Source organism: Paractinoplanes toevensis, from assembly GCF_018332695.1.
GTDB classification, from domain to species: domain Bacteria; phylum Actinomycetota; class Actinomycetes; order Mycobacteriales; family Micromonosporaceae; genus Actinoplanes; species Actinoplanes toevensis.
Genome location: NZ_BOQN01000063.1, coordinates 44,463 through 70,223, shown reverse-complemented (window position 1 = coordinate 70,223; position 25,761 = coordinate 44,463). Strand labels below are relative to the sequence as shown.

Genomic DNA, 25,761 nt, shown 5'->3' with positions numbered 1-25,761 from the left:
CGGCCAACTGGCTTCGCACCGGGGGGTGGCCGACCAGTCAGGGAACACACGCTATTGGGCGGAACACCCACAGGTCAAGGCCTGTTTCTCAGTAAAGCCATATAACCGATAGATCGGTCATTCCCGGCATCGCCCCTCCGATCCGCCAATACGGACATTTCGGATCTAAGGCTGACTTAATGCACAGATAATGACCATCCGCGCTTCCCGGAAATTGCTCGAACACCGTCGTGTTAATTCCTGGTGAAAGACCTGATCAAGGTTCACGTATTTTCGGAAGTCGTTTCAAATTTAATCAGTCTCGATATTTCCGGAACGTTATCCGTGACGGCGTGCTTGCGCTCTGCGTTCGTTCGCCGGCGGAGCGGCCGGTGGGAGCGTGAACCAGAACGTCGCACCCTGCCCGTTCTCGCCGTCGGCCCAGATCTCGCCGCCGTGACGCTCCACCGCTCGATGCACGGTCGTCAGCCCGATCCCGGTGCCCGGGAAGTCCTCGGCCTTGTGCAGCCGAGCGAACGGCCGGAACAGCTCGCCCGCCTGCCCGGCCGGGAAGCCGGCCCCGTTGTCCCGCACGTAGAACCCCTCGGGAGCGCTCCCGATCTCCACGGCCGGCCGGTCGACCTTGCCGGTGAACTTCACCGCGTTGTTGATCAGGTTCTCCAGGATGACCCGGACCAGGCCCTCGTCGGCATCCACGGTCATGTTCTCGTGCACCCGGTAGGTCACCTTGCGGGCCGGGTCGCGGGCCTCCACGTCCGCGATGACCTGCCAGGTCGTCGCGGTCAGATCGAACTCCTCCCGGCGCAGCTCACCCCGGCTGGCCCGGGCCAGGATCAGCAGGGACTCCACCAGGTCGGCCATCCGGAGCGCGGCCGCCTGGATCCGGCTCAGCTTGCGCCGGGCCTCCGGGCTCAGCGGGTCCTCGTCGTCATCCATCATGTGCTCGGCGAAGCTGCTGATCACCTGCAGCGGCCCGCGCAGGTCGTGCGACACCGAGCCGGAGAACGCCTCCAGCTCCCGGTTGCGCCACTCCAGCTCCTCGACCAGCGACGCCCGGGTCTCGGCGAGCTGCCGCGCCGAGCGCTCCTCGGCCGCGTCCAGCTCCCGCCGCATCAGCTCCTCGCGGATCCGGCGGCTCTCGTCGTGCGACTGCTTGCGGCGGATCTGCGTACGCACGTGCGCCCGCAGCGCCTCCGACCCGGCTCCCGAGCGCACGTAGTCGTCGGCGCCGGCGGCCAGGCAGGCCAGCATGTCGTCGTCGTTCTCGCCGGTCATCACGACCGGAGTCTCGCCGATCACCGGCACCTCCTTGATCCGCCGGCAGGCGTCGCGGCCGAGATCACCGCCGAGCCCGAGGCCGAGCACGATGCAGTCGACCGGCTGCTCGGCGAGCAGGTCGAGGGCGTCCTCGGTGCCGGCGACCGGCACCACGTCGTACCCGTCGGCGCGCAGTGCGGCGGCCAGCTCGCCCAGCTTTTCCCGGTCGGGGGTGAGCGCGAGCACCTTGCTCGGCCCGTGCAGGCTGCCGGTCACCTCGATCGGCAGCTGCTCCGAGCTCTGCCGCAGCACCGCGTTCAGTTTGGCCGGCACGATCGCCAGGTTCTGCTGCTTGCGGACGAACGCGTCGGCCCCGGCGTCGAGCATCTGCAGCTCGGTGGCGTAGTCGTCGGCCGCGGTCATCAGGATGCACGGGATGTCGCGCAGCGCCGGGTCGAGCCGCACCCGGCGGATCACGGTGGCGCCGTCGATACCCGGCATCACACCGTCCACGATGATCGCCTGCGGGCGGCGATCGGCCGCGGTGCGCAGGCCCTCCTCGCCGCTGGGCGCGGTGAGTACGGCGTACCCCTCGTTCTCCAGCAGTTCCCGCAGCTGCTCGCGGAAGGTCATGCTGTCGTCGATCACCAGGATGGTGGTGCGGTCGTCCGGCACCGGCGCGTCACCGAGCAGCTGCCGCACCCGAGCCACCACGTAACCGGCGTCGTACGGCTTGCCGACGTACTCGTCGGCCCCGATGCGCAGCCCGGCCAGCCGGTCGGCCACCTCGTCCTCGCTGGACAGCAGCACGGTGACGACCCGGCCGAGTTCGGGCCTGGCGCGCAGCTCGCGCAGCAGTTCCAGGCCGTCGGCGTCGGGCAGCAGCACGTCCAGCACGGCGGCGTCGAAGCCGGCGTCGGCGAACGCCTGCCGGGCCTCGGCGCCGGTCGCGCAGAGGATCGTGCTGAAGCCGTCGGCCGTGAACGTGTCGTGCAGGTCCATCCGCACGGTCAGGCTGTCGTCGACGATGAGCACCCGGGAACTCATCGGCGACTCCCGGTGGGCTGCAGCTCACCGAGGCGGGCCGCGATCCGGGTGGGCGGCAGGATGTACGTGGCCGCCCCGAGCAGGGCGGCCTCGCGCGGCATGCCGTAGACGACGCAGCTGGCCTCGTCCTGGGCGAAGGTGACCGCGCCGTGCGAGCGCATCCGCAGCAACCCCTCGGCGCCGTCCCGGCCCATGCCGGTGAGCAGGCAACCGGCTGCCTTGTCGCCGCACTCGGTGGCCACCGACTCGAAGAGGATGTCCACCGACGGGCGGCAGGAGTGCCGGGCCGGTGCGTCGCTGAGCCGCAGCACGCCGTCGCGCACCAGCAGGTGGCGGTCGGGCGGGGCGAGCACCACCCGCCCGGCCAGCGACTCGATCGGCGTCCAGTCCCGGGCGTAGGTGACGTCCCGCCCGGTCTGCCCGCCCAGCCAGTCGGAGAACGCCACCGCGAACGGCTCGCTGGCCGCGATGTGCTGCACGCACAGCACCGGCGGCCGGAACCCGGCCGGCAGCGAGCACAGCAGGTCGGTGAGGGCGCGCGGCCCGCCGGTGGAGGCGCCGACCGCGACCAGGCGCAGCGTGTCCGGGGGAGGGGCGCCCATCGGTGGCGGCTCGGGCCGCCGGCCGTCGAGCCGGGCCCGCGGGTGGGTGATCACCCGGATCCGGGACACCAGGCGTACGGCCGAGCGCAGCCGGCGCCCCCAGTCCGCGTCGGTGGCGTCGCCGCGCGGCTTCTCCAGCACGTCCACGGCCCCGGCGGCGAGCGCGTTGTACGTGCTGAACAGCTCCTGCCGGTCGGCCGAGGAGACCACCAGAATCGGGGTCGGGTGCTCGGCCATGATGTGCTCGGTCGCGGCCAGGCCGCTCATCGTCGGCAGCATCATGTCCATGGTCACCACGTCGGGGCGGAGGCGGCCGACCAGTTCGACCGCCTCCTTGCCGTCCGCCGCCTCTCCGACGACATGCAGGTCGGGATCCACGGCGAGCGATTCGCGCAGGTGACCGCGCATCGTCGCGGAGTCCTCCACCAGCAGAACGCGAATCATCAGAGGATCAGCCTCCGGATGTGCGTCAGCAGCTCCTCCTGGTTGAACTCGCCCTTGATGACATAGGCGGAGGCGCCGGCCTCCTCGCCGCGGCGGCGGTCCTCGGCGGAAGCCCGTGAGCTGACCAGGATGGCCGGGATGTGCCCGAGCAGTGGGTCGGCCCGGGTGGTGGCCACGAACCCGAAGCCGTCCATGCCGGGCATGTCGATGTCGGTGAGGAACAGGCCGTACTCGCGGCGGTGCGCGCGGTCGAGGCCCTCCTCGGCCGAGGCGGCCAGGTCCACCTCGTAGCCGGCCGACTCGAGGATGCTGCGCTCCAGCATCCGGGTGGTCAGCGAGTCGTCCACCACCAGGATCGGCAGTCGCGGCTTGCCCGGCTCCGGGGCCGCGCCGCCCACCGCGAGGTCGCGGTGCGCCTCGGCGACCAGGCCGTGCGCGTCCAGGACCAGCCGCGGGTTGCCGTCCGAGTCGATCGCCACGCCGCCGATCACCGGGGTGGCCGGGGCCAGGTCGGGCAGCGGGCGGGCCACCAGTGTGCTGGTGCCGGCCAGCCGGTCCACCCCGACCGCGACGGTGTCGCCGTCGGCACTCAGCACCACGGCCACCCCGGCGCCGGTATTGTCCGGCGCGCCCGGCGATATGGTGCGGGCCAGCGGCAGGAACGGCACGACCTGGCCCTCGTGCGCGAACCGGCCGGTGGCGGCCGCGGTGGCCGCGTCGCCGGCCGGCAGCCGGACGCACTGCCGCACCGCGTCCAGCGGCATCGTCGCGACCACGCCGCCGGCCTCGACGATCAGGCCGTTCATGCTGAGCAGGGTCAGCGGCACCGAGATCTGCACGGTGGCGCCCTGGCCGGGGTGGCTGTCGATGGTCACCGTGCCACCGAGCTGCAGCGCCACATCGCGGGCCACGTCCATGCCGATGCCCCGGCCGGCGACCTCGGTCACCGTCCCCGACGTGCTGATGCCGCCGTGCAGCACCAGGTCGATCAGTTCCTGCGGGCCGGGTTCGCGACCCTCGGGCAGCAGGCCACGGGCCTGGGCCACCCGGCGCAGCGCGGTCATGTCGAAGCCGCGCCCGTCGTCCGTACACCGGAAATGGGCCCACCGGCCGCGACGCTCGACGTCGACGGTGACCGATCCCTCGGCCGGCTTGCCGGCCGCCGTCCTTTCCGCCTCCGGTTCGATGCCGTGCACCACCGCGTTCCGTACGACGTGCAGGAACGCGCCGTTGACATGGTTGAGCACGTTCGGGCCCATCCGGGCCTCGGCGCCGTGCGCGGTGAACCGGACCCGCTTGCCCTCCGCCTCAGCCGCGTCGTGCACGGCCCGGTGCAGGGCCGTGAAGATCGTCCCGGCGGCGACCAGGCGCAGTCCCTCGGCCCGGCCGCGCACCTCGTCGAGCTCCCGTTCCACCTGGTCGACGGCGTCGGTGAGGCGCCGGCCCAGCACGCCCATCTCCCCGGCCAGCCGCTGCACGGCCGACCTCGCGCCGGCGTCACCGGTGGACCGGCCGATCCGCAGCCGGTCGCCGAGCGCCTCGACGCCGCGGTGCAGCCGGGCGAGGGTGGTGCTCCCTTCGCGCAGCGGCGCGATCCGGGCACTGGTCTCACCGATCGCGTCGAGCAGCTCGTCCAGGTCGGCGGTGACCGCCCGGGGAGCCGGCTCGTCGTCCTCCTCCGCCGACGACGACGAGGACGCCGACGCCGGACCGGATCGGCCCTCCTGCGGTTTCTCCACCGGGGGCGCGGGGTGTTCGAGGTCGTGGACGAACCGGGCGATCTCGTCGTTGAGTCGCAGCAGCTCCCGCATCTCGTCGGCCGGCACCTGGACCGGGGCCTCGCCGCGATGCGGCACCAGCACGTCCTCGAACTCGTGGGCCCGGTCGGCGATCGCGGTCTGCTTCACCACCCGGGCCGCGCCCTTGAGCGTGTGCGCGTACCGCAGCAGCCGCGCCACCAGGTCCGGGGCCGGCTCCTGGTCCAGGTCGAGGACGCCCGCGCTGATCTGGTCGACCAACTCGCGCGCCTCGATCCGGAAGTAGCGCAGCGGGTCCCGGGCTTCGGCCATGTCAGTGCCGTCCGGTGCCGACCAGGTCGAGCAGGTCACCGGAGAGCGTGCTCAGGTGTGCCGCGGTCTGCTTGGTCTGCACCGCGCTGGCCTCGGTCTCCCGGCTGGCCCGGGCGGTGTCCGAGGCGGCCGAATTGACCTGCTCGACGGCGGTGCTCTGCTGCTTGGTGGACAGCTCGATCTCCCGGGTGGCGTCACTGGTGGTGGTGACGAGCTGGGCGATCCGGCGGAACGAGTTGGTCGCCTCGTCGAACTGCCGGGAACCGGCGTCGACCGCCTTCGCGCCGATCTCGGTGGCCATCACGGTGGTGTTCACCGCGCCGCGGACGTCCTCGATCATCGCCCGGATCTCCTTGGCCGATCCGGCCGTCCGGTCGGCCAGCTTGCGGATCTCCTCGGCCACCACGGCGAACCGCCGGCCCCACTCGCCGGCCCCACTGGCCTCGATGGTCGCGTTGATGGCCAGGATGTTGGTCTGCTCGGCCAACTCCGACACCAGGTCGACGACCCCGCCGATCTGCTGCGACTTCTCGCCGAGCGCGAGCATGTGCTGCACGATCTGGTCGACCTGGGTGCGGATCGCGGTGATCGAGGCGCGGGTCTGGTCGATGGTGGCGTCGCCGGTGCGGGCCGCGTCGGCGGTGTCCTCGGCGACCTTGGAGACCCGCTGGGCGCTGTCCGCGATCTGCCGCGAGGTGATCAGCAGCTCGCTGATCGTCGTGGTGATCTCGTTCATCGCGCTGGCCTGGTCCCGGCCGCCGGCCGCCTGCTGCGCCGCCGCGGCCTCCAACTGGGCCGACGAGCTCTGGATGTGCCCGACCGCGGCGCCCACCTCGCGGCGCAGGTCGCGGCTGAGCCGCCAGGCCACCGCGGCCGACCCGAGGATGAGCACCGCGCTGAGCCCGATGATGAAGATCATCGCCCAGGTGGCCCGGCTCGAGGACTCGGTGCGGGTTTGCGCCATCGTCGCGCGTACCCGCTCGATCAGGGTTTCGATGGCACCGATCAGCGCCTCCCGGGCCGGTTTGGCCCGCGGGTCGCTGAGGACGTCGATGTTGAGCACGGTCATGTTCTGCCGCTTGGTGATCAGGTCGCTGACCACCGTGTTGTGGGTCGCCTCGAGGGTCGACACCGTGTCCAGCTGCTTGATCGCGGCCGGGTCGTCGTCGAGCGTCGTGCGCAGTTTGATGACCTGGGCGAGGAATTCGGCGCGGTCGGCGTTGGTGGCGGTCAGCCACTCGGCCGACTTGCCCAGCATGAAGGCGCGGTAGTCGCTGATCCGGCGTTCGATCGTGGCGCTCAGCTCGGTGGCGCCGACGAGCCCCTCGGACGCCTCCTTGATCACCGCGTCCTTGGTGGTCACGACGTAGCGCAGGGCCAGCACCGACGTCGCGGTCATCAGCAGGGTGAGCGCGAGCGTCAGCCCGAAGCTGGCCGCCAGTTTGAACCCGAAGGTCCGTCCCGCCATCATCGCGTTACCTCCTCGGTTCCCGGTGCGTGCCCGGCCAGCGTGTGGACGGCAGCCCGGGCGGACGGCACGTCGATGATCGGACGGGCGGTGCCGTCGAGGGTGGCCATGCCGCGCAGGACAACGCGCCGGCCGGCCCCGGTGGCCTCGCCGATGATCGCCTCGGCGGACACCCGCACGTGCCCGTCCAACTTGTGGAAGGCGAAGCCGAGCGGCGGCGTGCCGGTGGCCAGCACCAGCCAGCGTGGCCGCTCGGAGATCGGGTGCCCGAGGAGCGCGGCCAGGTCGTACACCGGGATCACCGTGCCGGCGAAGCCGGCCAGCCCGAGCAGGGCCGGCAGCGGGCCGGGCAGCGGGGTGACCGGCCGGTCCGGGTGCAGGCCGGCCGTCTGTGCCAGCCGCAGGGCGTACGGCCGCCCGCCGGCCCTGATCGCCAGCAGTTCCACGTGCCCGGCGTCGTGACTGCCCAGCGGCTGGGCGAAGGAGCGGTCGAAGTCCGACCGCAGCTGGGTGATCCGCCGTTCGACAGTGGTCATCGGTGCACCCCGCAGGCGTCCAGTTCGGCCCGGCACAGCGTGGTCAGCGCGATCCGGCCGAACCCGCCGCCGAACAGGGTGATCCGCAGATCGTCCTCGGCCGGCAGCAGCGCGAGGGCCCGTTCCAGCTCGCCGGCCGCGGTGCGGGCGTCGCCGTCGCGCCGGGCCAGTTGCCCGAGCCGCAACCGGGGCAGCGCGAAGTCCGGGTCGAGGTAGGCGGCGAGCCGGTACTGCGCGAGCGCCTCGCCGACCGCGGTCGCGGCGTCCAGGCAGAGGCCGAGCAATTGGTGCGCGTCGGGGTTCAGCCCGTCGTCGTCGATCAGCCGGCGGGCCGTGTCGATCGCGTCGTCGAGCCGGCCGGCCTGGGCCAGCAGCACGCCCCGCAGCAGCCGCTCGCGGGGCAGCCGCGGGTCCGGGAGCAGGGCGAGCGCGTCGGTGAACCGCTCGTCGGCGAGCAGGGTCACCGCCTTCTGGTAAGCGTCCGAAGACGGCGGCGGGTGCTGGGGAGGCGGCGCGGGCCGGGGCGCCGGCCGGGGGGCGGCGGCCATCGGCGGGGGATCGGCGGACGGCACCCGGCGCCGGTAGTAGAAGGCCTCGTGGGTCTGCCGCAGTTCGAGGCCGTCCGGGTCGGCGCCGAGCGAGTCGGTGTGCCCGAGGAACAGGAAGCCGCCCGGGGCCAGGGCCGCGGTCATCCGCTCGACGAGCTCCTGCGCGACCGTCGGGACCAGGTACATCAGCAGGTTCCGGCAGAAGATCACGTCGTACTGGCCGGGCCGCCACAGGGTGGCGTCCGGCTCGGCCACGTTGTGCTGCCGGAACTGCACCAGCCGGCGGATCTCCTCGTCGACGCCGAAACCGCGCTCGCCGGACCGGAACCAGCGGCGCTTCACCGCCTCCGGGGTCTCCCGCAGCGACCACGCCGAGTACCAGCCCTCGGTGGCCTGGCCCAGCACCGCCGGGTTGGCGTCCACCCCGAGCACGCTGACCAGCCAGTCCGGGCCGGGCAGGGACTCCTTCGCGGAGATCGCGAGGCTGTACGCCTCCTCGCCGGACGAGCAGGCCACCGACAGCATGCGCAGCGTCCGCTGGCCGGCCCGGTCGATGATCCGCCGCGGCAGGGCCTCCTCGCGCAGCGCCCGGAACTGCTCGCCGTGCCGGAAGAAGTAGGTCTCGGTGATGCTGAGCTGCTCGATGAGCTCGGTCATCTCGCTGTTCCACGGGCGGGCCGCCAGCCGGTTGAGATACTCGCCCCGGCTCATCCGGTGCACATGCGACCGCTCGACCAGCAGCGGGCCGAGCTGTCCCGCGTCCCGGTCGCTGAACGTCCAGCCGAGCCACCGGCCGAGCAGTTCCCGGAACCGGCCGGCCTCGGCGTCCACGATCATGAGGTGACCGCCGCGGCGGCGGCTTCCCAGACCTCGTCCGGCACCGCGCGCATGCTCTGCAGCAGCAGCAACGGTTCGGCGCCGATGGTGCCGACGCCCGCGACCAGCCGGCTGGACCGGCCGCCGAGCAGGGCCGGATGGCCGCCGGTGGCGCTCGTGTCGACGTTGCGGATCCCGATGATCTCGCCGGTGGCCAGCGCGACCGCGCCGCGCTCGGTGCGGACCGCGACGTACCGTTCGGGCTCGCCCTGGTCGCCGCGCAGCAGCCGGGACACGTCGATCACCGGGGTGGGCACGCCGCGCATGACGCAGATCCCGAGGACGAAGGGCGGGGTGCCGGCCAGCGGCTGGGTCTCGAGCGGTCGCATGGTCTCGACGACCTCATCCAGTCGCAGCGCGCACAGCAGTGGGCCGGCGCGGAACACGAGCGCCGCCATGACGGACTCGACTTCCGGCATTTGCCCGTATTGCCGCACGAACCGAGATTATCGAGATTCGGGGCATTAAATCTGAGTTTTGCTCACTCTGTTCGGAGCGCTACCACGGGGTCCAGACGGCCGGCCCGCTGCGCCGGGATCACCCCGAAGATGATGCCCACGGCGGCCGACACCCCGAAGGCCAGCGCGAGGGACCACCAGGTCACCGCGGCCGGAACCGGGGTCAGGCGGTCGACCAGCAGCGCGGCCGAGATGCCCAGGGCCATGCCGAGGACCCCGCCGATCGTGGTCAGCAGCACCGCCTCGAGCAGGAACTGCACGCCGATGTCGCGGGGCCGGGCGCCGACCGCCTTGCGCAGGCCGATCTCCTTGGTCCGCTCGCGCACCGACACCAGCATGATGTTGGAGACGCCGACGCCGCCGACCAGCAGGCTGATCCCGGCGATCGCGGCCAGCACCCCGGTCAGCACGCCGAGGATGTCGCCCAGCACCCCGAGGATCTGCTCCTGGGTGACCGCGCTGAAGTCGGTGTCCGGGTGCCGCTTGACCAGGGCGGCCACCACCGCGCCGCCGAGAGCGTCGATGCGTTCCCGGTCGGGGGCGCGGATCGCGAGACCGTCGATGCGCTGGGTGCCGAGCAGTCGCTGGGCCGCGGTGACCGGCACGTGCACCTCGCTGTCCCGGTCGACGCCGAGGCTCTGCCCGAGCTCCTCGAACGTGCCGATCACCCGGAACCGCACCCCGCCGATGGTGACCTGCCGGCCGATCGGGTCCCGGTCGCCGAACAACTGCCGGGCGATCCCGGCGCCGAGCACGGCGACCCGCCGCCCGGTGGTCACGTCGGTCCGGGTCAGATAGGCGCCGCGGTCGAGACGCCGGACGAAGACGTCCGGCGTGGTTTCCAGAACACCCTGCATGCTGGCGTACGCCTCACGCGAACCGGCCCGCACGGTCTCCCCGGAGCTGATCGTCACGGCGACCCGGGACCGGTCCCCGACGACCCGGATGACCGCGTCGACGTCGTCCATGGTCAGCGTCGACGCGGTGGGCGCGGCGCCCGGGTCGAGGCGGCCCGGCACCACGATCAGCAGGTTCGACCCGAGGCCCTCGACCTGCTGCTCGATCTGCCGTTTGGTCCCGGTGCCGATGGCGACGAGCGCGACCACGGCGCCCACCCCGATGACCACGCCGAGCATCGTCAGGACGCTGCGCAGCCGGTTGGCCCGCAGCGCATCGATGGCGACCCGCCATGCCTCCGCGACCCTCACGAGACGATCAGCCCGTCCCGCATCACGATCTGCCGGTGGGCGCGGGCGGCCACCTCGCGGTCGTGGGTCACCAGCACCACCGCCACCCCGTCCGCGTTCAGCGACTCCAGCAGCCCGAGCACCTGCTCGCCGGTGGTCGAGTCGAGGTTGCCGGTCGGTTCGTCGGCCAGCAGCACCGACGGGCCGGTGACCAGGGCGCGGGCGATCGCCACCCGCTGCTGCTCGCCACCGGACATCTGGTTGGGCCGATGGTCGAGCCGGTGGGCCAGGCCGACCCGCTCCAGCATCTCGGCCGCCCGGGCCCGCCGCTCCCGGCGCCCGACCCCGCGGTAGACCAGCGGCAGCGCGACGTTGTCCCGGGCCGTGGTGCGGGTGAGCAGGTGGAAGGACTGGAAGACGAACCCGATCGTCTCGTTGCGCAGCAGGGCCATCTCGGCCGGGCCGAGCGTCGCCACGTCCCGCCCGCCGATCCGCAGCGTCCCGCTGGTCGGCCGGTCGAGCGCGCCGAGCAGATGCATGAGGGTCGACTTGCCGGAGCCCGAGGTGCCCACGATCGCCACGTAGTCGTCGGCCGACACCGTCAGCGACACGCCCCGCAACGCCGAGACGGAGACACCGTCCAGGTCGTAGGTGCGGGTCACGTCGACCGCGACGATCGCCGGCTCCTCGCTCATGAAGCCTTTTCGCCCGCCTTGACCAGGTCGGCGCCGCCCACCACGATCTGCTGGCCCGCGTCCAGGCCGGAGGTCACCTGCACGACGTCCTCGCCCTGCACCCCGACCTTGACGGAAACCCGCTGGTAGCGCCCGTTGCGTACGGTCCAGACGGTGTCCTGCCCGTCGGCGTTGACGATCGCCGAGGCCGGCACGGTGACCGCGTCGGACGCCTCGCGCACCTGCAGCCGCACCACCGCGCTCATGCCGGGCCGGGGCGTCGGCGCCTTCGTCCCGTCGTCGTACTTACCCGCGGCCAGGTCGAGGCGCACCCGGTAGGAGACGCCGCCCTGCGCCGAGGTGGTCGGCAGCAGGTCGACCGCGCGCACGGTCGCCGAGTAGGAGGCGCCGGTCGCGGCGTCCAGCTCGACGGTGGCGGTGACGCCCGGCTGGACCAGCAGCACGTCGGTCTCGTCCACCGAGGCGCTCAGCCCGAGCGCGGTCACGTCGACGATCGTGACGATGGGCGTGCCGGCCGCGACATAGGCGCCCTTGGGCACCGCGGTGTCCACTCCCGGCAGCGCGGTGGACGCGGCGGGAGCCGACCCGGAGGAGAGCAGGTCGGTCAGCGACGGGCTTGCCGCGCCGCCGCCGGCCGGCCCGCCGAGTTGGACCACGCCGGCGACCGGGGCCTTCAGGGTCAGCGCTTCCACGGCCGCGTCGGCCAGGTCGTACGCCTGCTGTGCCTGCAGCTTCTGGGCCGCGGAGAGGGAGTCGACCGCTTCGCCGAGCGAAGCGACCCCGCGCTGGACCGAGCGCAGCGTGGCGGCGGCCGCCGCCGACGCTGCCTGATATTGCTGCTCGGCCGCGTCGACCTGCTTGAGGAGTACGCCGCGCAGGTTCGCGTCGGCGATCTTGCCGGCCGCGTCCCGCGCATCGTCGAATGCCGTGGCGGCCTGCTTGTCGGTTTTCCGTCGCACAGCCGTGTAGCCGGCGGTGCTCAGCCCGGCCGAACCGCCGCCCCGGGAGGCCTGATCGAGCGCCTGAGCTGCGGATTCGCGGCGCGCCTCGAGCTCGGGGGAGTCGATGACCGCCACCACGGTGCCCTTGTTGACCTTCTGCCCGGCCTCGACCCGCAGCTCGGCCAGGGTGCCGGCGGCGGGTGCGCTGAGCGTGGCGGCGGCCCGCGCGGTCACCGAGCCGGGCGCCTCGACGATCTCACCGACCGTGCCGCGCGCCGCCGACCCGACGGTGATGCCGTCGTCGTCGTTACCGCAGGAAGCCGCGGTGAGCGACACCAGCATGACGATGGCGAGCGCGAGAACGCCCGGCCGGACGCGGGTGCGAAAGGGGCGGGACACGCTCGCAACTTTAGGCCGTCGTCGATCGGGGTCGTCGGCGCGTCAGTCAGATCACGTACACCCAGGTCGGCGGCTTGACGCCGGGATGCACCCTGAGTGAACCGCCCCCACGGCCCCGACCGTACCTGTGTGGACAACGTGACCGTGAAGGACGTGACGCAGCGATGCAGCGAGCCGACGAGTTGACCGTGGTACACCACGACGACACCGTGAGCCGGTTCCTCGACGTGACATACACCCTGAGCCGCGACGGCTTACGCCTGGTGACGGCCCTCGGCGACGAGCGCCTGATACCGAGCCACGAGGTGCTGACCACCCACGCCCGCAAAGCCGCCTGAGGGCCCGGCCCGCCGCGGGCGGCGAGCGTTCGCACTCAGGCTCGCCAGAGCGCCGAAGTTCTTACCTAGGCCGAGTTGGGCCTCGTCCACCTCGTAGCGCCGTTCGCGGCCGGTGGGGGCCGCGTGGACCAGGCCGGCGCGGTCCAGCACGCTTAGGTGTTTGGCGACCGCCTGGCGGGTGACCGGCAAGTGCTCGCTCAGCCTGGTCGCCGTGCCGCCGCCGTCGGCCAGCAGCAGGTCGAGCATCAGGCGGCGGGTCGGGTCGCCGATCGCCGACCAGAGTGCGTCGTCGATCGTCTCGTTCACCGGGTGGACGCCAGCCGGGCCACGTAGGAGACGAGGCGGGGGAGGCCGGGTCGTAGGCCCAGTGGAACGAGAAGCGCCGGGGCGGGTCGGCCTCCACCACGGTCAGCGGGACCACCTTGTCGCGTTGCCGAACGAGATCGTGCCGGACGAGCCCGGCAATTGGTTGCGTGACGGGGCCGAGAAAAGCCCGGACCCCGTGCGTGGGGTCCGGGCCTCGCCCAGCGAAAGCCGGATCAGGTCCCGGGACGACGCCCGAACACCTTCACCGTGGAGCCGATCTTGCCGAGGCTGTAGTACTTCTTCGCGTCCTGCGGCAGCAGGTTGACGCAGCCGTGCGAACCACGCCACATGTCGTGGATGTAGGTGGTGGTCTGGTGGAAACCGCGCCCGCCGATGAACCGTTGCCAGTACGGCAACCAGACGTGGTACGGGTCCGACCACTCCTTCTTGGTCCGCTTGTTGATCTTGAAGGTGCCGGCCGGGGTCTCGTAGTTGTTCATGCCGGTCCGGGTGACCGTCGGCTTGACGAGCACCTTGCCGTTCTTCATCACCCAGGTGGTCTGGTGGGTGAGGTCGACGCAGAAGGTGAGCCCGGTCTTCTTGGCCTTGCACTTGGCCGTGTTCGACGCGGCGAGGCGCTTGGCCACGTCGTTCGTCGTCGGGCCGGCCAGGCCGGACGCCGGCTTGATGCCGAACCGGCTCTGGAACTTCTTGATCGCGGCACAGTCGGTGGCGGACTGCTTGCCGTCGACCTTGAGCGTGCCGTAGCCACCGATCTTGTTGAGGTAGCCCTCGACCTGCTTCTGGAACTTACCGGTGGCACAGCTCGCGGCCGCCGCCTTCGTGACCACCGAGGTGGTCACGACCTTGGCCGCCGGGGCGGTGCGCACCGCGGCACCGGCGCCCGCAGGCGTCAGCGCCACGCCGAGACCGCCGCCCACCAGGGTCGCCAAAGCGGCCCCGGCGACGCGGGCGGAAACCCGTCTCACTCGCAACTTGGTCCTCCCCAGGACATGTGTTCGCACATCGAAGCACAACCGGGCTCGCCTCGGTGTATGGGGAACGACCGTGGCGCGAATCCGTGAGATGTTTTCGGTTCGCGCCGTATGCAGTTGAGAGAAGGCGGGGTTCAGCTTTGCGGCGTGGCGAAGTCCTGCACCCAGTAAGTGGTGCGGTCACCGGTGACGGCCAGGCCGACGCCCATCTGGTGCAGCCGGCAATCCATGATGTTCTCCCGGTGCGCGGGGCTGTGCATCCAGCCGTCCACCACCTCGAACGGGCTGTCCGCTCCACGGGCGATGTTCTCGCCGTACCTCTTCCACCGGTAACCGGCCTCGCTGACCCGGTCGCCGGCGCCGTCGCCGTTCGGTGACTGGTGCGCGAAGTAGTCGCGGCGGGCCATGTCGGCGGCGTGCTCGTTGGCCGCCTCGATCAGCCGGCGGTCCACCGACAGGTTGTCGCAGCCGCCGCGCCGCCGGTTCTGGTTGACCAGCCACAGGATCTGCTGCTGCCAGCGCGCGTACGGGCTGGACGAGACGTCGGCCCGGGTGACGTCCTGGCGGGCGGTGGCGAGCAGGCTGTCCGCGGCGGGCCGCTGGGCGAAACCGAGGTCCCGGGCCGGGGCGGCCTGCTTCTGCCGCGCCTGCTGCCGCTGCTGCTGCGCAGCCGGGCGCTGCGGCGCGGCATCGGCCTGCGAGTGGTTGCGCGGGTCGGTCCGGTCCGGCTGAGTTGCGGGCTTTTGCGGTACGGCGTCCGCGTGCCGGTCATCGCCGGGGCTGTCGTCATCCCGTACGGCGTCGGGGTCTTCCACCAGGGAGCCGTCACCGGCGTCGTCGGCGTGCCCGGCCGCCGGGTCCTCGTCGAAGTCGGCGTCGTCGGCGTCGTCGGCGTCGTCGCTGAAGTCCGACGTGTCGTCGTCCGAACCGCCACCGAACTGCGGCCACCCCCACAGGCTCGGCATGCTGAAGCCGAAGCCCGGTTCGTCCGGAGTCTCCGACGCACCCGCTGCCGTGGCCACGACCCCGCCGCCGAGCAACATCGCCGACGCCGCGGCACACACCACCACCAGAGGTTTCCGCATTTCCTAGTAAGTCCCATCGAGTCGCGGGCGTCCGGCCGTCCCGGCCGCCTCCTCGCCAGGGGTCAACGTCACAAAGCGGCCACGGTCACCATGAACGTCGCACAACCGCACAGACAATTCGGACAGTTCATCCCTTCGGGGTAAGCCCTCGCGCTCTTTCTGGCAACCGCTCGGCGGTCCCGCCGGGGCAGGCGTGGTGGCTACCGTTCCCCGGTGCGAAATCGATACCTGGACCTGCTCCGTGCCGCGGCAATCGTCCGGGTGATCGTCTACCACCTCTTCGGCTGGCCCTGGCTGTCGATCCTGCTGCCCGCCATGGGCATCATGTTCGCGCTGGCCGGCTCGCTCACCGCTGCCTCCCTGGAGAAACGCGCCGCCGGGCAGGTGGTGATGTCCCGGGTGCGCCGGCTGCTGCCGCCGCTGTGGCTGCTCGGCCTGGTCGCCGTACCCGTCATGCTCGCCGCCGGCTGGGCGACCGAGACCGACAGCGACCACCCGTTCAGCATCGGCCGGCTGTTCTTCTGGCTGCTGCCGATCGCCGACCCGCCCGGCAGCGACCGGGCCATCGACGTCTGGGAACCGCTCTGGTACCTGCGCGCCTACCTCTGGTTCGTGCTGCTCTCCCCGGTCCTGTACGCCCTGTACCGGCGGATCGGCTGGGGTGCGGTGGCCGCGCCGCTGCTGCTGATGGGCTTCCTCGACCTCACCGGGTTCAGCCTGCCCGAGACCGCCGACGCGGCCCTGTGGGACTTCGTCACCTACGGCGCCTGCTGGATCGCCGGTTTCGCCCACCACGACGGCCGGCTCGCCCGGGTCAAGCCGTGGGCCACGGTCCCGGTGGCGGCGGTCATGGGGGCGGTCGCCCTGTGGTGGCTCAACGGCCACCAGGGCGAGGACCCCTGGGACCTCAACGACGTGGCCGAGTCGCAGGCCCTCTGGTCGCTGGCGTTCGTCCTGCTGGTGCTGCGCTGGCAGCCCAGCATGGCGTGGCTGGCCCGGATCCGGCCGCTCGACGGTGCGGTGACCCTGCTCAACGCGCGGGCCGTCACCGTCTACCTCTGGCACAACATCGCGATCGCCGCGGTCTGGCCGGTCCTCACCCTGATCGCCCTCGACGACCTGGAGGGCGACCTCGCCATCGTGGTCGACTTCGGCGTCGCGCTGGCCCTCACCCTGGTCGCGGTCCTCTGCTTCGGCTGGGCCGAGGACCTGGCCGCCCGCCGCTCGCCCCGGCTCTGGCCGGCCGGTTCGGCACGGCGGAAGGGCGACCCGCCCACCCCCGAGCCGGCCTTGGTCCCGGCCGGCGACCCCGCCCGCGGCGGCCTGCGCTTGAGTGGCGCGAGCGCCGACGGTCTGCGGGCCGGCGGCGCGTTGAATGCCGCCCCGGCGCCTCGCTTGGCCGCCGATCCCGGCCCGGAAGCCGTCGCCGCCGCGCCGGCCGCCCGGCACGCCGCTCTGGGCGAGGACCCCGGTCGCGATCTCGGCATGCCGGTCGCCGGTCGCCCCGCCGCCCACCACCCGGCCGACAACCTCGCCGCCGCCCACCGTCCGGCCGGCGGCGAGGTGGTCGACCAGGCGGGTCGCTCGTGGCCGGCCCGGCCCGCGCCGGCGGACAGCCTCGACGGCGAGCCGGACTGGTTCCGCGGCCGGCGCGCCGGGGTAGACCAGCCCGAGTAGCGGCCGGCCCGCCCCGGCGGCATCCGGGGTGGGCCCGCTCACCCCGGATGCATCCGGCGTGCTCGGCCGGGCGCCGCCGGGGGAGGCTCACCGCATGAAACGCCCCGAGGTGCCCGCACCCGTGCTCGTGCTGCTGGCGATCGTCTCGGTGCAGTTCGGCTCCGCGGTCGCGCGTACCCTCTTCGAGGATCTCGGCGCGGCCGGCGTGACCCTCCTCCGCCTGGCCCTCGCCGCGGTGATCCTGGGGTTGGTCACCCGGCCGGCCCTGCGCGGCTGGTCCGGCGCGGCCTGGCGGGCCGCCGCCCTCCTCGGCGTCGTCATGGCCGGCATGAACCTGATCTTCTACCTCGCCCTGCGAACCGTGCCGCTCGGCATCGCCGTCACCGTCGAGTTCCTCGGCCCGCTGCTGCTCGCCCTCGTGCAGACCCGGCGGCTGCTCGACCTGCTGTGGGCCGCGCTCGCCGGCGGCGGCGTGATCCTGCTCGGCGCGGCCGGCGGTGGGTCGGCCCCGCTCGGCGGTCTGCTGCTCGCCTTCCTGGCCGGGCTCTTCTGGGCCGGTTACATCGTGTTCAGCGCCAAGCTCGGCGGGATCGTCCCCGGCACCGGCGGGCTGACCGTCTCGCTCGCCGTGGCCGCGCTGCTGGTGCTGCCGTTCGGGGCGGGCGGTGCGAGTGCCGTACTCGATGATCCTCGGCTGTTGATCGGCGCTGCCGCCGTCGCCCTGCTCTCCTCGGTCCTGTCCTACGGCCTGGAGATCAACGCGCTGCGCCGCATCCCCACCCGCGTCTTCGGCATCCTGATGAGCCTGGAACCGGCCGGCGCCGCCATCGCCGGACTGCTCGTCCTGCACCAGCGCCTCGGCGCCGTGGAGATCATTGCACTGGTGCTGGTGACCGCGGCGAGCGCCGGGGTGACCCTGACCGGCGCCGAGCCGGCGGAGATGGCCGAAGCCCGCTGAAACTCTCAACTGCCCGCCGCCCGGACCGAAAAGTCATACCGTGCGGTTTCAGTTGCGTGACCAGGCCGGGGCATCCCGTTCCGTCGCGTACCTGTTGATGGGCGCCGGCCCATTCATGTTCATCACCGGCGTGGTGCTGCCGGACAACCGGACCGTCACCGGCGTCAGCGTCTTCGCCGTGCTCACCGTGGTCCTCGGCCTCGGCGGGGCGATCTGCCGGTGGCGGCCCGAGCGGGTGCCGACGGTGATGTGGCTGCTCGCGCCGTACCTCGGCATCGCCCTGGTCACCACGCTCAACCTGGCCACCACCGACGCCAGCACCGGCGCGCAGTTCTTCTACCTGTGGCCGGTCCTGTACGCCGCGAACTTCCTCAGCCGGATCGCGAACTACCTGGTCCTCACCCTGGTCTCGGCCGGTAACGCGGCCGTCGTCTTCCCCATCGAGGGCGCCAACCGGGGCCTGTCCGACTGGGCGTCGCTGACCGTCGCGATGATCCTCACCGCGATCGTGGTCAACTCGCTGCGGCTACGCAACGACCGGCTGCGCGACGTCCTCGAGACCCAGGCGTACGCGGACCCGCTCACCGGGGTGGCCAACCGCCGCTCCTTCGACGGCGAACTGGCCCGCGCGGTCGCCTGGGCCAACCGCGGCAACGAGTCGATCGCCCTGCTCACCATCGACATCGACTACTTCAAGAAGATCAACGACACGTGGGGCCACGGCGTCGGCGACATGGCCCTGCAGGCGGTGGCCGACGCGCTGCGCACGGTCGCCCGCCGCGAGGACGACGTGGTCGGCCGCCTCGGCGGCGACGAGTTCGTGGTGCTGCTGCGCACCGACCGGATGGGCGCCCGCCGCGCCGCCGACGACCTCCGCGCCGCCGTCGCACAGATCGACAGCCTGCCGAGCGGCCCGCCCGGCCTCAGCATCGGCGTGGCCGTACTGCCCGACCACGCCGGGACCGCCGTCGAACTCGGCACGGCCTCGGACGCGGCCCTCTACCAGGCAAAACAGGGCGGCCGGGGCCGCACGGCGATGGCTCACCCGCCGACCCCACTCCCGGTCAGCCGCTGATTACGCTTCCTTCCGGGGGTACGGGCCCCAGCCGTCCCGCAGAACGTGGATGTAGACGGCTTCCAGGCACACCCCGATCCGCTCGGCGAGTTCCTGATCTTCGGGCTCACCCAGCCGTACGGCCCGGGCGAAGTGATCGAGCGCCTCCATGTGCCGCCCCTGGTCGAAGCAGCTGCGCCCGGCGTTCTCGTGGACGACGCTGCGCAACGGGTCGGGGACGTCCGCTTTTGCCGCCTTGGCGAACAACCGGTCGGCCTCCTCGTAGTCCTTGCGCAGCCGCAGAACGTGCGCCAGCTCAGCCTGCGCGATCACGGTCGACTGCGTGTGCTGCGCCGACTCGGCATGGGCGAGCGCGAGCCGGCTGGCCGCGGCCGCCATGCCCAGCTCCCCGAGCAGCCGGTAGACCTCGGCCCGCACGCTGAGCAGCCCCGCCTTGGCGACGTTGTCGGTCTCCTCGGCGAGCGGCTCGTCCAGCCGTTCACCGAGCTCCCGCAGCGCGTCCTTGTTGTCGACCACTTCCCGCAGCGTCCCGCCGTCGAGCCGCCACCGGATGGCTTCGAGGTCGGCCGCGGACAGCGCGGCCGGCTTCTCCACCGGCGCCGCCGCTGCCTCCTGGGCTGCTGCCTCTTCTGCCGCTGCTTTCTCGGCGGCCGCTTCCTTTGCGGCCGCTTTCTCGGCTGCGGCTTTTTCGGCTGCCGCTTTGTTTGCTGCCGCTTCGTCGGCCGCTGCTTGCTCTGCCGTCGCAGCGGGCTCACCGTTGGTCCCGGCGCTTCCTGCGGCGGCGGCTCCGTTGTCGGAAATATCCGGCTCGGCGTCGAGGGCAACCCCGTTGAGCAGCCCCGCCAGATCCAGGTCCAGCACCATGCCGTCCCCGTCCGCGACCGGCTTGACCGAGGGCGCGGGCGGTTCCTTCTTGTTGAACCACTGCCCGACGAACGCCGGGTCGTCGGACCGCCGAGGCTCCTGATCAGGCCCCGACACCATGAGCCGCCCGATCGGCCGCAGATTGTGCAGAGTCCCGTCCGGATCCATGTACGGCGCCGCATGAGCCCCCGGCCGCCCCTGCTCCGAAGCCTGCGCGTCCTCGTCCGCGGCGTGGCCGGCACCCTCCGGCGCCCCATGCCGGGGAGCCTTGGGCGCGACCACCGCCGCCGCACCCGGCACGGTCCCGTCCACCGAACCCGGCACGGTCCCGTCCACCGAAGGCCGCTGCATCGGCACCGCGATCCGAGCGGCCCCGGCACCGCCTTCCAGGCCGGCCTCCGCCGCGCCGGCCGCACCTTGCTCAGGCGCGTAACCGACCGCCGGCGACCCTTCCGGCCGAGCCTCCGCCACCTGCGGGGCCCCGGCCTGGTGGGCTGCGGCGTGGCTGGGTCCTGCTTGTTGCGGCGCGCCGTGGCTGGGCGCTGCCTGGTGGGCCGCGGCATGGCCCGGGCCTGCCTGCTGTGGCTCGGTGTGGCCGGGGCCTGCCTGCTGTGGCGCAGCGTGACCAGGCGCCGCCGGCTGGCCGGGCGTGCCCTGGTGGGTTGTCGCCCTTGCGGCCTGGTCCGGTGCGGCCTGGTCCGGTCCCGCGGTTCGGCCGGGGCGGACCATCGGCTGGGTCGGCACGTCGTTCTGCGGCGCCGCGCCCGCGGCCGGGGAGGTCGGCTGCGTGGACCCATCCTGCGGCGGGGTGCCCGCCGGGCCGGTCGGACGCTGTGCGCGATTGCCGGCCGGTGCGCTGACCGGTGCCGACGCCAGCGACGTGGGCCGGCCGCCGTGGGCGCCGGGCACCTGGTCGGCCGCGGGCCGGGTCTGCTCGCCGCCGGGTACCGGCGGCCGGGGCCAGGCACCGGGGTCCTGTCCCGTGGGCGTCGGAGCGGCCGGGCGTGCCGCGGTGCCGGCCGGTGGACGTCCAGCGGTCGGCATCGGCGAGACCGGAGCCTCGACCGGGCCGCGGGCGGCCGCCGGGGAGACCGGTGTGACCTGCGGCGCCGGCGCCGCGGCACCGCCAGGCGGGCCCGCGTACGCGGTAGGAACGTCCGGTGCGGCCGTCGCCTGGATGCCCGGCGGCGCCTGCGCAGCGTGCGCGGCCGGCGGCAGCTGGATGCCCGGCTGAACCTGCGGTCCGGGCGTCGCCGGACCGGCCGGCGGCAGGTTGGGCTGAACTGCGGCCGGGCGGGCGGCGGCCGGCGGGACCGCCGTGGCCGGCACGTCGTAGCCCGGGGCCGGGACGGGCCGGGCGGGCTGGTTCGGGTCGATCTGCGGGCGCGGGGCACCGGGGGAGATCGGCCGGGACAGGCCACTCACCGGCAGCGAGGCCGGGGGAGCCTGGTCCGGTGTCATCGCCCACGGCCCGTCCGACTCGGAGAGCGTGACGTGCGCGGTGCGCGGCGTCCGGCGCGACCGCGGCGGCGCGTCCGGGCCGTTGAGGCGAGTGCCGGTCTCCCACGGAGCCTGCGACCCAGCTTGCTGCGACGGCGTTTGCGGCCCGCTCTGCTGCGGTGCCGGCATGCGCGTGCCGGTCTGATCGGGTGCCTGCGTCCGTGTACCGGTTTCCCAGCCGCCCTGCGCCGGTGGGGCGGTTGGGGACTGCGTTTGCGGACCGTTCGGCTGCAGCCCCTGCATGCGTGTGCCGCTCTGGTCGGGCGCCGGCATGCGGGTGCCGGTTTCCCACGCGGCTTGCGCCTGTGGCCCGGCCTGCTGCGGTCGGGTGCCGGTCTGGTCGGGCGCCGGCATTCGCGTGCCGGTATCCCACGGCGACTGCGCTTGCGGCCCGGTTTGCTGGGGTTGCTGCGTCTGTGGGCCGTTTTGCTGAGGGCTCGGCATGCGTGTGCCGGTTTCCCATGCACCCTGCGTGGATGGCGGCTGCATCCGAGTGCCGGTGTCCCACGCGGCCTGCATGCGGGAGCTGGTGTCCCACGGCGAATCGGCCTGGTGCGCCGGGCCCGCGTGGGCGGCGGGAAGCTGCTCGGCGGGTGCGTCGGGGCGCGACGTGGCCGGCGGGGGTGGGGCGGCCGGGCGCTGCTGCGATGCCGGGTCGGCGGCAACGGGCCGGGCGGCGGTGCCGGGCCGGCGTGCCGTGTCGGGGGCGGCCGGGTGGGCCGGTCCCGGCGTGCCGGGGACGATCGGCGCGGGCGGGCGTTGCTCGCCGGACTCCGGGGAGCGCTGCTGGCCGGGTGCCGCAGGGTTTGGCTGCGGACCCGGGCGCTTGCCGCCGGGGGCGTCCGTTACGGGCGTCGGGGTAGCGGGCGGCGGGGCAACCACGCGGGCGGCGGGGGTGGCCGGGGTCGTGCCGACCACGCGCGGCGGTTCGGGCTCGGCCTTCTTGACCACTCGCGGGATCGGCGGGGGCTCCTCGCGGCTGATCACCTTCGGCTTGGTGGGCGTCGGGGCCTTGCTGAGCACGCGGGGGCCCTGGCCGTACTCGTCGCCCTGGTCCTCGTCGTTCGCGGCCGGGAGTTCCTGGCCGCGGGTTTCCGTGCCGCCGGGCTCGTCGTTCCAGACGACCTCGCCCTCGATGTCCCAGGACGTGACCCGGCGTCCGTCCTCGGACCAGACCTCCTCGCCGCCGGCCTCGGCTGCGGGCTCCTCCCAGCCGGTGTCCCGCTCGGGACGGCCGTGACCGTCGCCGGCCCAGGCCACCTGCTCGCCGGGGCGGCCCTCGCCGGTCCACGCGGCGGGCTCCTCCGCCCAGCCGGCCCGGTCGCCGCGAAGCTCGTCCCAGCCGCTGCCGCCGACCGGGCGGTAGCCCTGGTCGTAGTCGCCGATCGCGGTGACCGGGGGCCGTTCGTCGGCGCGCCGGCCGCGGTCGTCGGGGGCCCGGCGCCGTCCGTCTCGTTCGGACCGCGGGTCCAGCTCGTCCGGGTACCGCTCGTCGCGGCCCCCGCCGGGCCGCCGCGCGGCCATGTCGTCCTCGTCGGCCGGGCCCCAGAACGCGGTGCGCTCGCCCATCCGGCCACCCGAACGCCGGCGCGGGTCGGGCATCCGCGGATCGGTGGTGTCGGGCCGCCGCAGGCGGGAGTCGGTGTTGTCGAGTTCCGCCGGGCGGCGCAGCCGGGAATCGGTGCTGTCGAGGCCGGCCGGACGCCGCAGTCGTGAGTCCGTGATGTCCAGCTCGTTGTCGATCGGCCGCCGGATGCGTGGGTCGGTGCGCTCGCCCGGCCGCGCCCTCCGGTCGCCACGTTCGAAGGCCACCTCGTCAGCGGCCCGCCGACGTTCGTCTCGGCTCGGACCACGATCTTGACCAGGGCGGTCGTCCTGCGCCGGCCGCCGGGCGATCTGATCCGCCGGCCCGCCCTGAGCACGACCGCCCTGCGCCGCACGCCCACCCTGAGCCGGGCGTCCGTCCTCGGGACGCCGGTAGAGCTCCTCGGGATTGACCGGCGGCCGCAGGCCGGGCACCTGGGCCCGCCCGCTCACGGCCGGCTGGGACTCTCCGATGTGCGATGCGGAACCACGCGGCGACTGTCGATCCTGGACCGCGCCACCACGCGCGCCCTGCGGTCCGGCCGCGCGGCCGCCCTGCGGCACGGCGTCCCGTCCGAGCGGCGCATCCTGCGACGCGGCACCGCGCGCGGACTGCCCGGCCTGCGGTCCGGCCGCGCGTGCAGCTGGCCCGGCCTGCGGTCCGGCCACTCGTCCAGCTGGCCCGGCCTGCGGTACTGCGGCTCGCGCCGCCTGCCCGCCCTCCGGCCCGGCCACTCCCGCCGCCTGCTCGTCCTCTCGCGCCGCTTGCCCCGCCTGCGGCGTAGCGGCCCGTGCTGCTTGCCCCGCCTGCGGCGCAGAGGTCCGTGCCGCTTGCCCGGCCTGCGATGCAGCGGCTCGCCCGGCCTGCGGTACTGCGGCTCGCGCGGCCTGCGGTACTGCGGCTCGCGCGGCCTGCGGTCCGGCTCCCTGGCCCGGCTGCGCGCCGTGCGGCTCCACGTCCGGGCCGGGCTGCCCGCCCGCCGGGACGACACCCTGCCCGGTCGCCGGGCCTGTGCTTGGCGGGAAGGCCTGCGGGACGACACCCTGCCCGGTCGCCGGGCCTACGGTCGGCGGCAAAGCCTGCGGGGCGCCGCCCTGCGCGGCCGGGTTCGCACCCTGGGCCGGCTCGCCCCGCTTCGCCTTCGCGGGCCGCGCGTCCTGGTCGGCGTTCTTCTTCCGGCGCAGCCATCCGCGCTTGCTCTTCGGCGCCTCTTCCTCGGCGGCCGCGGGCCCGGCCTCCGGCGCCTCGATCCGCTCGTCGCGGCCGGGCTGCTGGGGCGGGGCCACCTGCTCGCCGGCCCAGGCGGCGACATCGGTGCCGTCCTGGCCGACCCAGGCGCCCTGGCCAGCGGCATCGTCAACCCACGCCACCCGCTCGCCGCGCTGGGGCGTGCCGTCCGCGGACCACTCGGCGTGCTGCGTGATGTCGCCGGACCGGACCCCGCGCTCGCCACGCGGCGGCACATCGCCGGGACGGATGCCGCGCTGCCCGGCGTCGCCGGGCCGGACACCCCGGTCACGGCGTTGCGGCGCGTCGCCCGGCGGGATGCCGAGATCGCCGCGTTGCGGCTGGTCGCCGACGAAGTCGGCACGGAGCGGCGCCCCGCCACGCGAAGGCGCGTCGCCGGCCCAATCGGCGCGCTGCGGACCCTCGCCACGCGGAGGAACGTCGCCGGCCCAGCCGGGGCGCTGTGGCGCCTCGCCGGGACGGGTGGTGCGTGGCGGCCCGTCGCCGCGCTGCGGTGCCGAGCCCCGCGTGCCGCGCTGCGGCGTCTCGTCGGCCCGACCGGGCGCCCCGGCCCGCCGTGGCGTGTCGTCGGCCCATTCGGCTGCGCCGGCCCGCCGCGAAGTGTCGTCGGCCCATTCGGCGGCGCCGGCCCGTCGTGGGGTGTCGCCGCCCCAGCCGGTGCGGCCGCCGCGCTCGGGGCGGTTCTCGTCGGTCCAGCCGGTCTCGTCGATCCACTCGGTGCGGCCGCGCTGGGCGCGCCCGGCGCGCTGCGGCGGTTCGACAGGCTGTCCGGGCCGGGCGCCGCCGCGGGCCGGTCCACCCCGGCGGCCGGGGCGGGCGGTCTCGTCGGTCTGGCCTACCCGGGTGGTGGTTGTCGGGCCGTGGCCGTAGGCGGCCAGGTCGCGGTGGTCGAACGGCTCGTCGATGTCGTCCGGGTAGTCGCCGAAGCGGTCGTCGCGGCGCTGGCGGACGTCGCCGGTGCTGGGGATCGGGAAATCGGGTGCGTCGAAATCGGCGCCCAGCTCGGGGCGGTTGAAGTCGACGTCGGCGAACTCGTCGCCGGCCAGGTTGGGCACCGACGTGTCGACCGGGGCGAAGTCCGGGTCGTCGAGCCAGCTGGGGCGCTCCGAGTCGAACGCCACCTGGGGCCGGCGGCCGGTGTTGCGCCGGCGGCGGCGGGCGGCCAGTTCGTCGACGGGTGCGTCGACGTCGCCGGGACGACGGGTGGGAATGACCGGATCGGGCGCGGTTCGTTTCTGGAATTGACGTTCCTGAACGACCGCCGAATTCGGCATGATGGAATACTCAGAGTATTCGTCTTCCCAGTATTCGTCGTCCTCGTAGCTCATGCGGCGGCCCCGTCCGGGAGCAGCCCGGCCAAGGGCAGGCGGCGGCCAGGGGTAGGCCCTAAGCCCCAGTGCCGCATCGCGCCCCCGTCTCGTCGCCCCAGTGCCCGGATAGTCCCCCCATCCGGCAGTTGTGGAAGGTTAACCACGCTTTTGCGCGGTGCGCCAGCACCCTCGGGAGCGCGCCGCACGGCCCGGTGGCGGCGTGGTGACCGAGAGTCGGCGCCGGCGTCGCGCGGGCCGCGTGTGTTTCCTCTGCCATGACTACGCGCGGGCGC

At 73.5% G+C, this 25,761-nt stretch carries 16 protein-coding genes and 1 pseudogene; 3 read left to right on the top strand and 14 right to left on the bottom strand.

All coding sequences use genetic code 11. The annotated features are described in order from the left end of the window. Positions 1-318: 318 nt before the first annotated feature. The 13 genes and pseudogenes from Ato02nite_RS24540 to Ato02nite_RS24480 all read right to left on the bottom strand — a co-directional run bounded on the left by Ato02nite_RS24540 (position 319) and on the right by Ato02nite_RS24480 (position 15,251). The gene (locus tag Ato02nite_RS24540) at positions 319-2,304 is read right to left on the bottom strand and encodes a response regulator (protein WP_213008955.1); all 1,986 of its coding nucleotides are present in this window, start codon (positions 2,302-2,304) and stop codon (positions 319-321) included. Beyond that, positions 2,301-3,350: a chemotaxis-specific protein-glutamate methyltransferase CheB gene (cheB, locus tag Ato02nite_RS24535; protein WP_213008954.1), complete on the bottom strand. Its 1,050-nt coding sequence runs from the start codon at positions 3,348-3,350 to the stop codon at positions 2,301-2,303. Before cheB ends, Ato02nite_RS24540 begins: the two co-directional genes overlap by 4 nt. Further along, positions 3,350-5,419, bottom strand: a complete 2,070-nt coding sequence (locus Ato02nite_RS24530) for a hybrid sensor histidine kinase/response regulator (protein WP_213008953.1) — start codon at positions 5,417-5,419, stop codon at positions 3,350-3,352. The genes cheB and Ato02nite_RS24530 overlap by 1 nt, the downstream gene beginning before the upstream one ends. Position 5,420: 1 nt before the next feature. Further along, entirely contained in the window at positions 5,421-6,890 is a 1,470-nt protein-coding gene (locus tag Ato02nite_RS24525) for a methyl-accepting chemotaxis protein (protein WP_246607374.1), read from the bottom strand. Then, a complete protein-coding gene (locus tag Ato02nite_RS24520; protein WP_213008952.1) occupies positions 6,887-7,423 on the bottom strand; it encodes a chemotaxis protein CheW in 537 nt (178 codons plus the stop codon). Before Ato02nite_RS24520 ends, Ato02nite_RS24525 begins: the two co-directional genes overlap by 4 nt. Then, entirely contained in the window at positions 7,420-8,808 is a 1,389-nt protein-coding gene (locus Ato02nite_RS24515) for a CheR family methyltransferase (protein ID WP_213008951.1), read from the bottom strand. Before Ato02nite_RS24515 ends, Ato02nite_RS24520 begins: the two co-directional genes overlap by 4 nt. Further along, positions 8,805-9,245 carry a chemotaxis protein CheW gene (locus Ato02nite_RS24510; RefSeq protein ID WP_246607373.1) on the bottom strand — a complete coding sequence of 147 codons (441 nt, stop codon included), beginning with the start codon at positions 9,243-9,245 and terminating at the stop codon, positions 8,805-8,807. Before Ato02nite_RS24510 ends, Ato02nite_RS24515 begins: the two co-directional genes overlap by 4 nt. Positions 9,246-9,328: 83 nt before the next feature. Further along, entirely contained in the window at positions 9,329-10,513 is a 1,185-nt protein-coding gene (locus tag Ato02nite_RS24505; RefSeq protein WP_213008949.1) for an ABC transporter permease, read from the bottom strand. After that, positions 10,513-11,187: pseudogene (locus Ato02nite_RS24500) on the bottom strand (ABC transporter ATP-binding protein); the annotation flags it as partial. The pseudogene Ato02nite_RS24500 and the gene Ato02nite_RS24505, both read right to left, overlap by 1 nt. Next, entirely contained in the window at positions 11,184-12,527 is a 1,344-nt protein-coding gene (locus Ato02nite_RS24495; RefSeq protein ID WP_246607372.1) for an efflux RND transporter periplasmic adaptor subunit, read from the bottom strand. The pseudogene Ato02nite_RS24500 and the gene Ato02nite_RS24495, both read right to left, overlap by 4 nt. 254 nt (positions 12,528-12,781) lie before the next feature. Then, entirely contained in the window at positions 12,782-13,171 is a 390-nt protein-coding gene (locus Ato02nite_RS24490) for an ArsR/SmtB family transcription factor (RefSeq protein ID WP_213008947.1), read from the bottom strand. A 233-nt stretch (positions 13,172-13,404) separates the two neighbouring features. After that, positions 13,405-14,166 (bottom strand): L,D-transpeptidase family protein, encoded by a 762-nt coding sequence (locus tag Ato02nite_RS24485; protein ID WP_438873068.1) that lies wholly within the window; start codon positions 14,164-14,166, stop codon positions 13,405-13,407. A gap of 134 nt (positions 14,167-14,300) precedes the next feature. Then, complete coding sequence (locus tag Ato02nite_RS24480) at positions 14,301-15,251, bottom strand: CAP domain-containing protein (protein WP_213008946.1); 951 nt, start codon at positions 15,249-15,251, stop codon at positions 14,301-14,303. Between the two features lie 213 nt (positions 15,252-15,464). Between Ato02nite_RS24480 and Ato02nite_RS24475 the strand changes: the two genes are divergently transcribed. From Ato02nite_RS24475 to Ato02nite_RS24465, 3 genes are all read left to right on the top strand, one after another. Further along, the gene (locus Ato02nite_RS24475; RefSeq protein ID WP_213008945.1) at positions 15,465-16,928 is read left to right on the top strand and encodes an acyltransferase family protein; all 1,464 of its coding nucleotides are present in this window, start codon (positions 15,465-15,467) and stop codon (positions 16,926-16,928) included. A 94-nt stretch (positions 16,929-17,022) separates the two neighbouring features. Next, the gene (locus tag Ato02nite_RS24470; RefSeq protein ID WP_213008944.1) at positions 17,023-17,886 is read left to right on the top strand and encodes an EamA family transporter; all 864 of its coding nucleotides are present in this window, start codon (positions 17,023-17,025) and stop codon (positions 17,884-17,886) included. 40 nt (positions 17,887-17,926) lie between these two features. After that, positions 17,927-18,961, top strand: a complete 1,035-nt coding sequence (locus Ato02nite_RS24465; protein ID WP_213008943.1) for a GGDEF domain-containing protein — start codon at positions 17,927-17,929, stop codon at positions 18,959-18,961. Here the strand turns inward: Ato02nite_RS24465 and Ato02nite_RS24460 are convergent, their stop codons facing one another. Continuing rightward, positions 18,962-25,432: a hypothetical protein gene (locus tag Ato02nite_RS24460; RefSeq protein ID WP_213008942.1), complete on the bottom strand. Its 6,471-nt coding sequence runs from the start codon at positions 25,430-25,432 to the stop codon at positions 18,962-18,964. Positions 25,433-25,761: the final 329 nt, after the last annotated feature.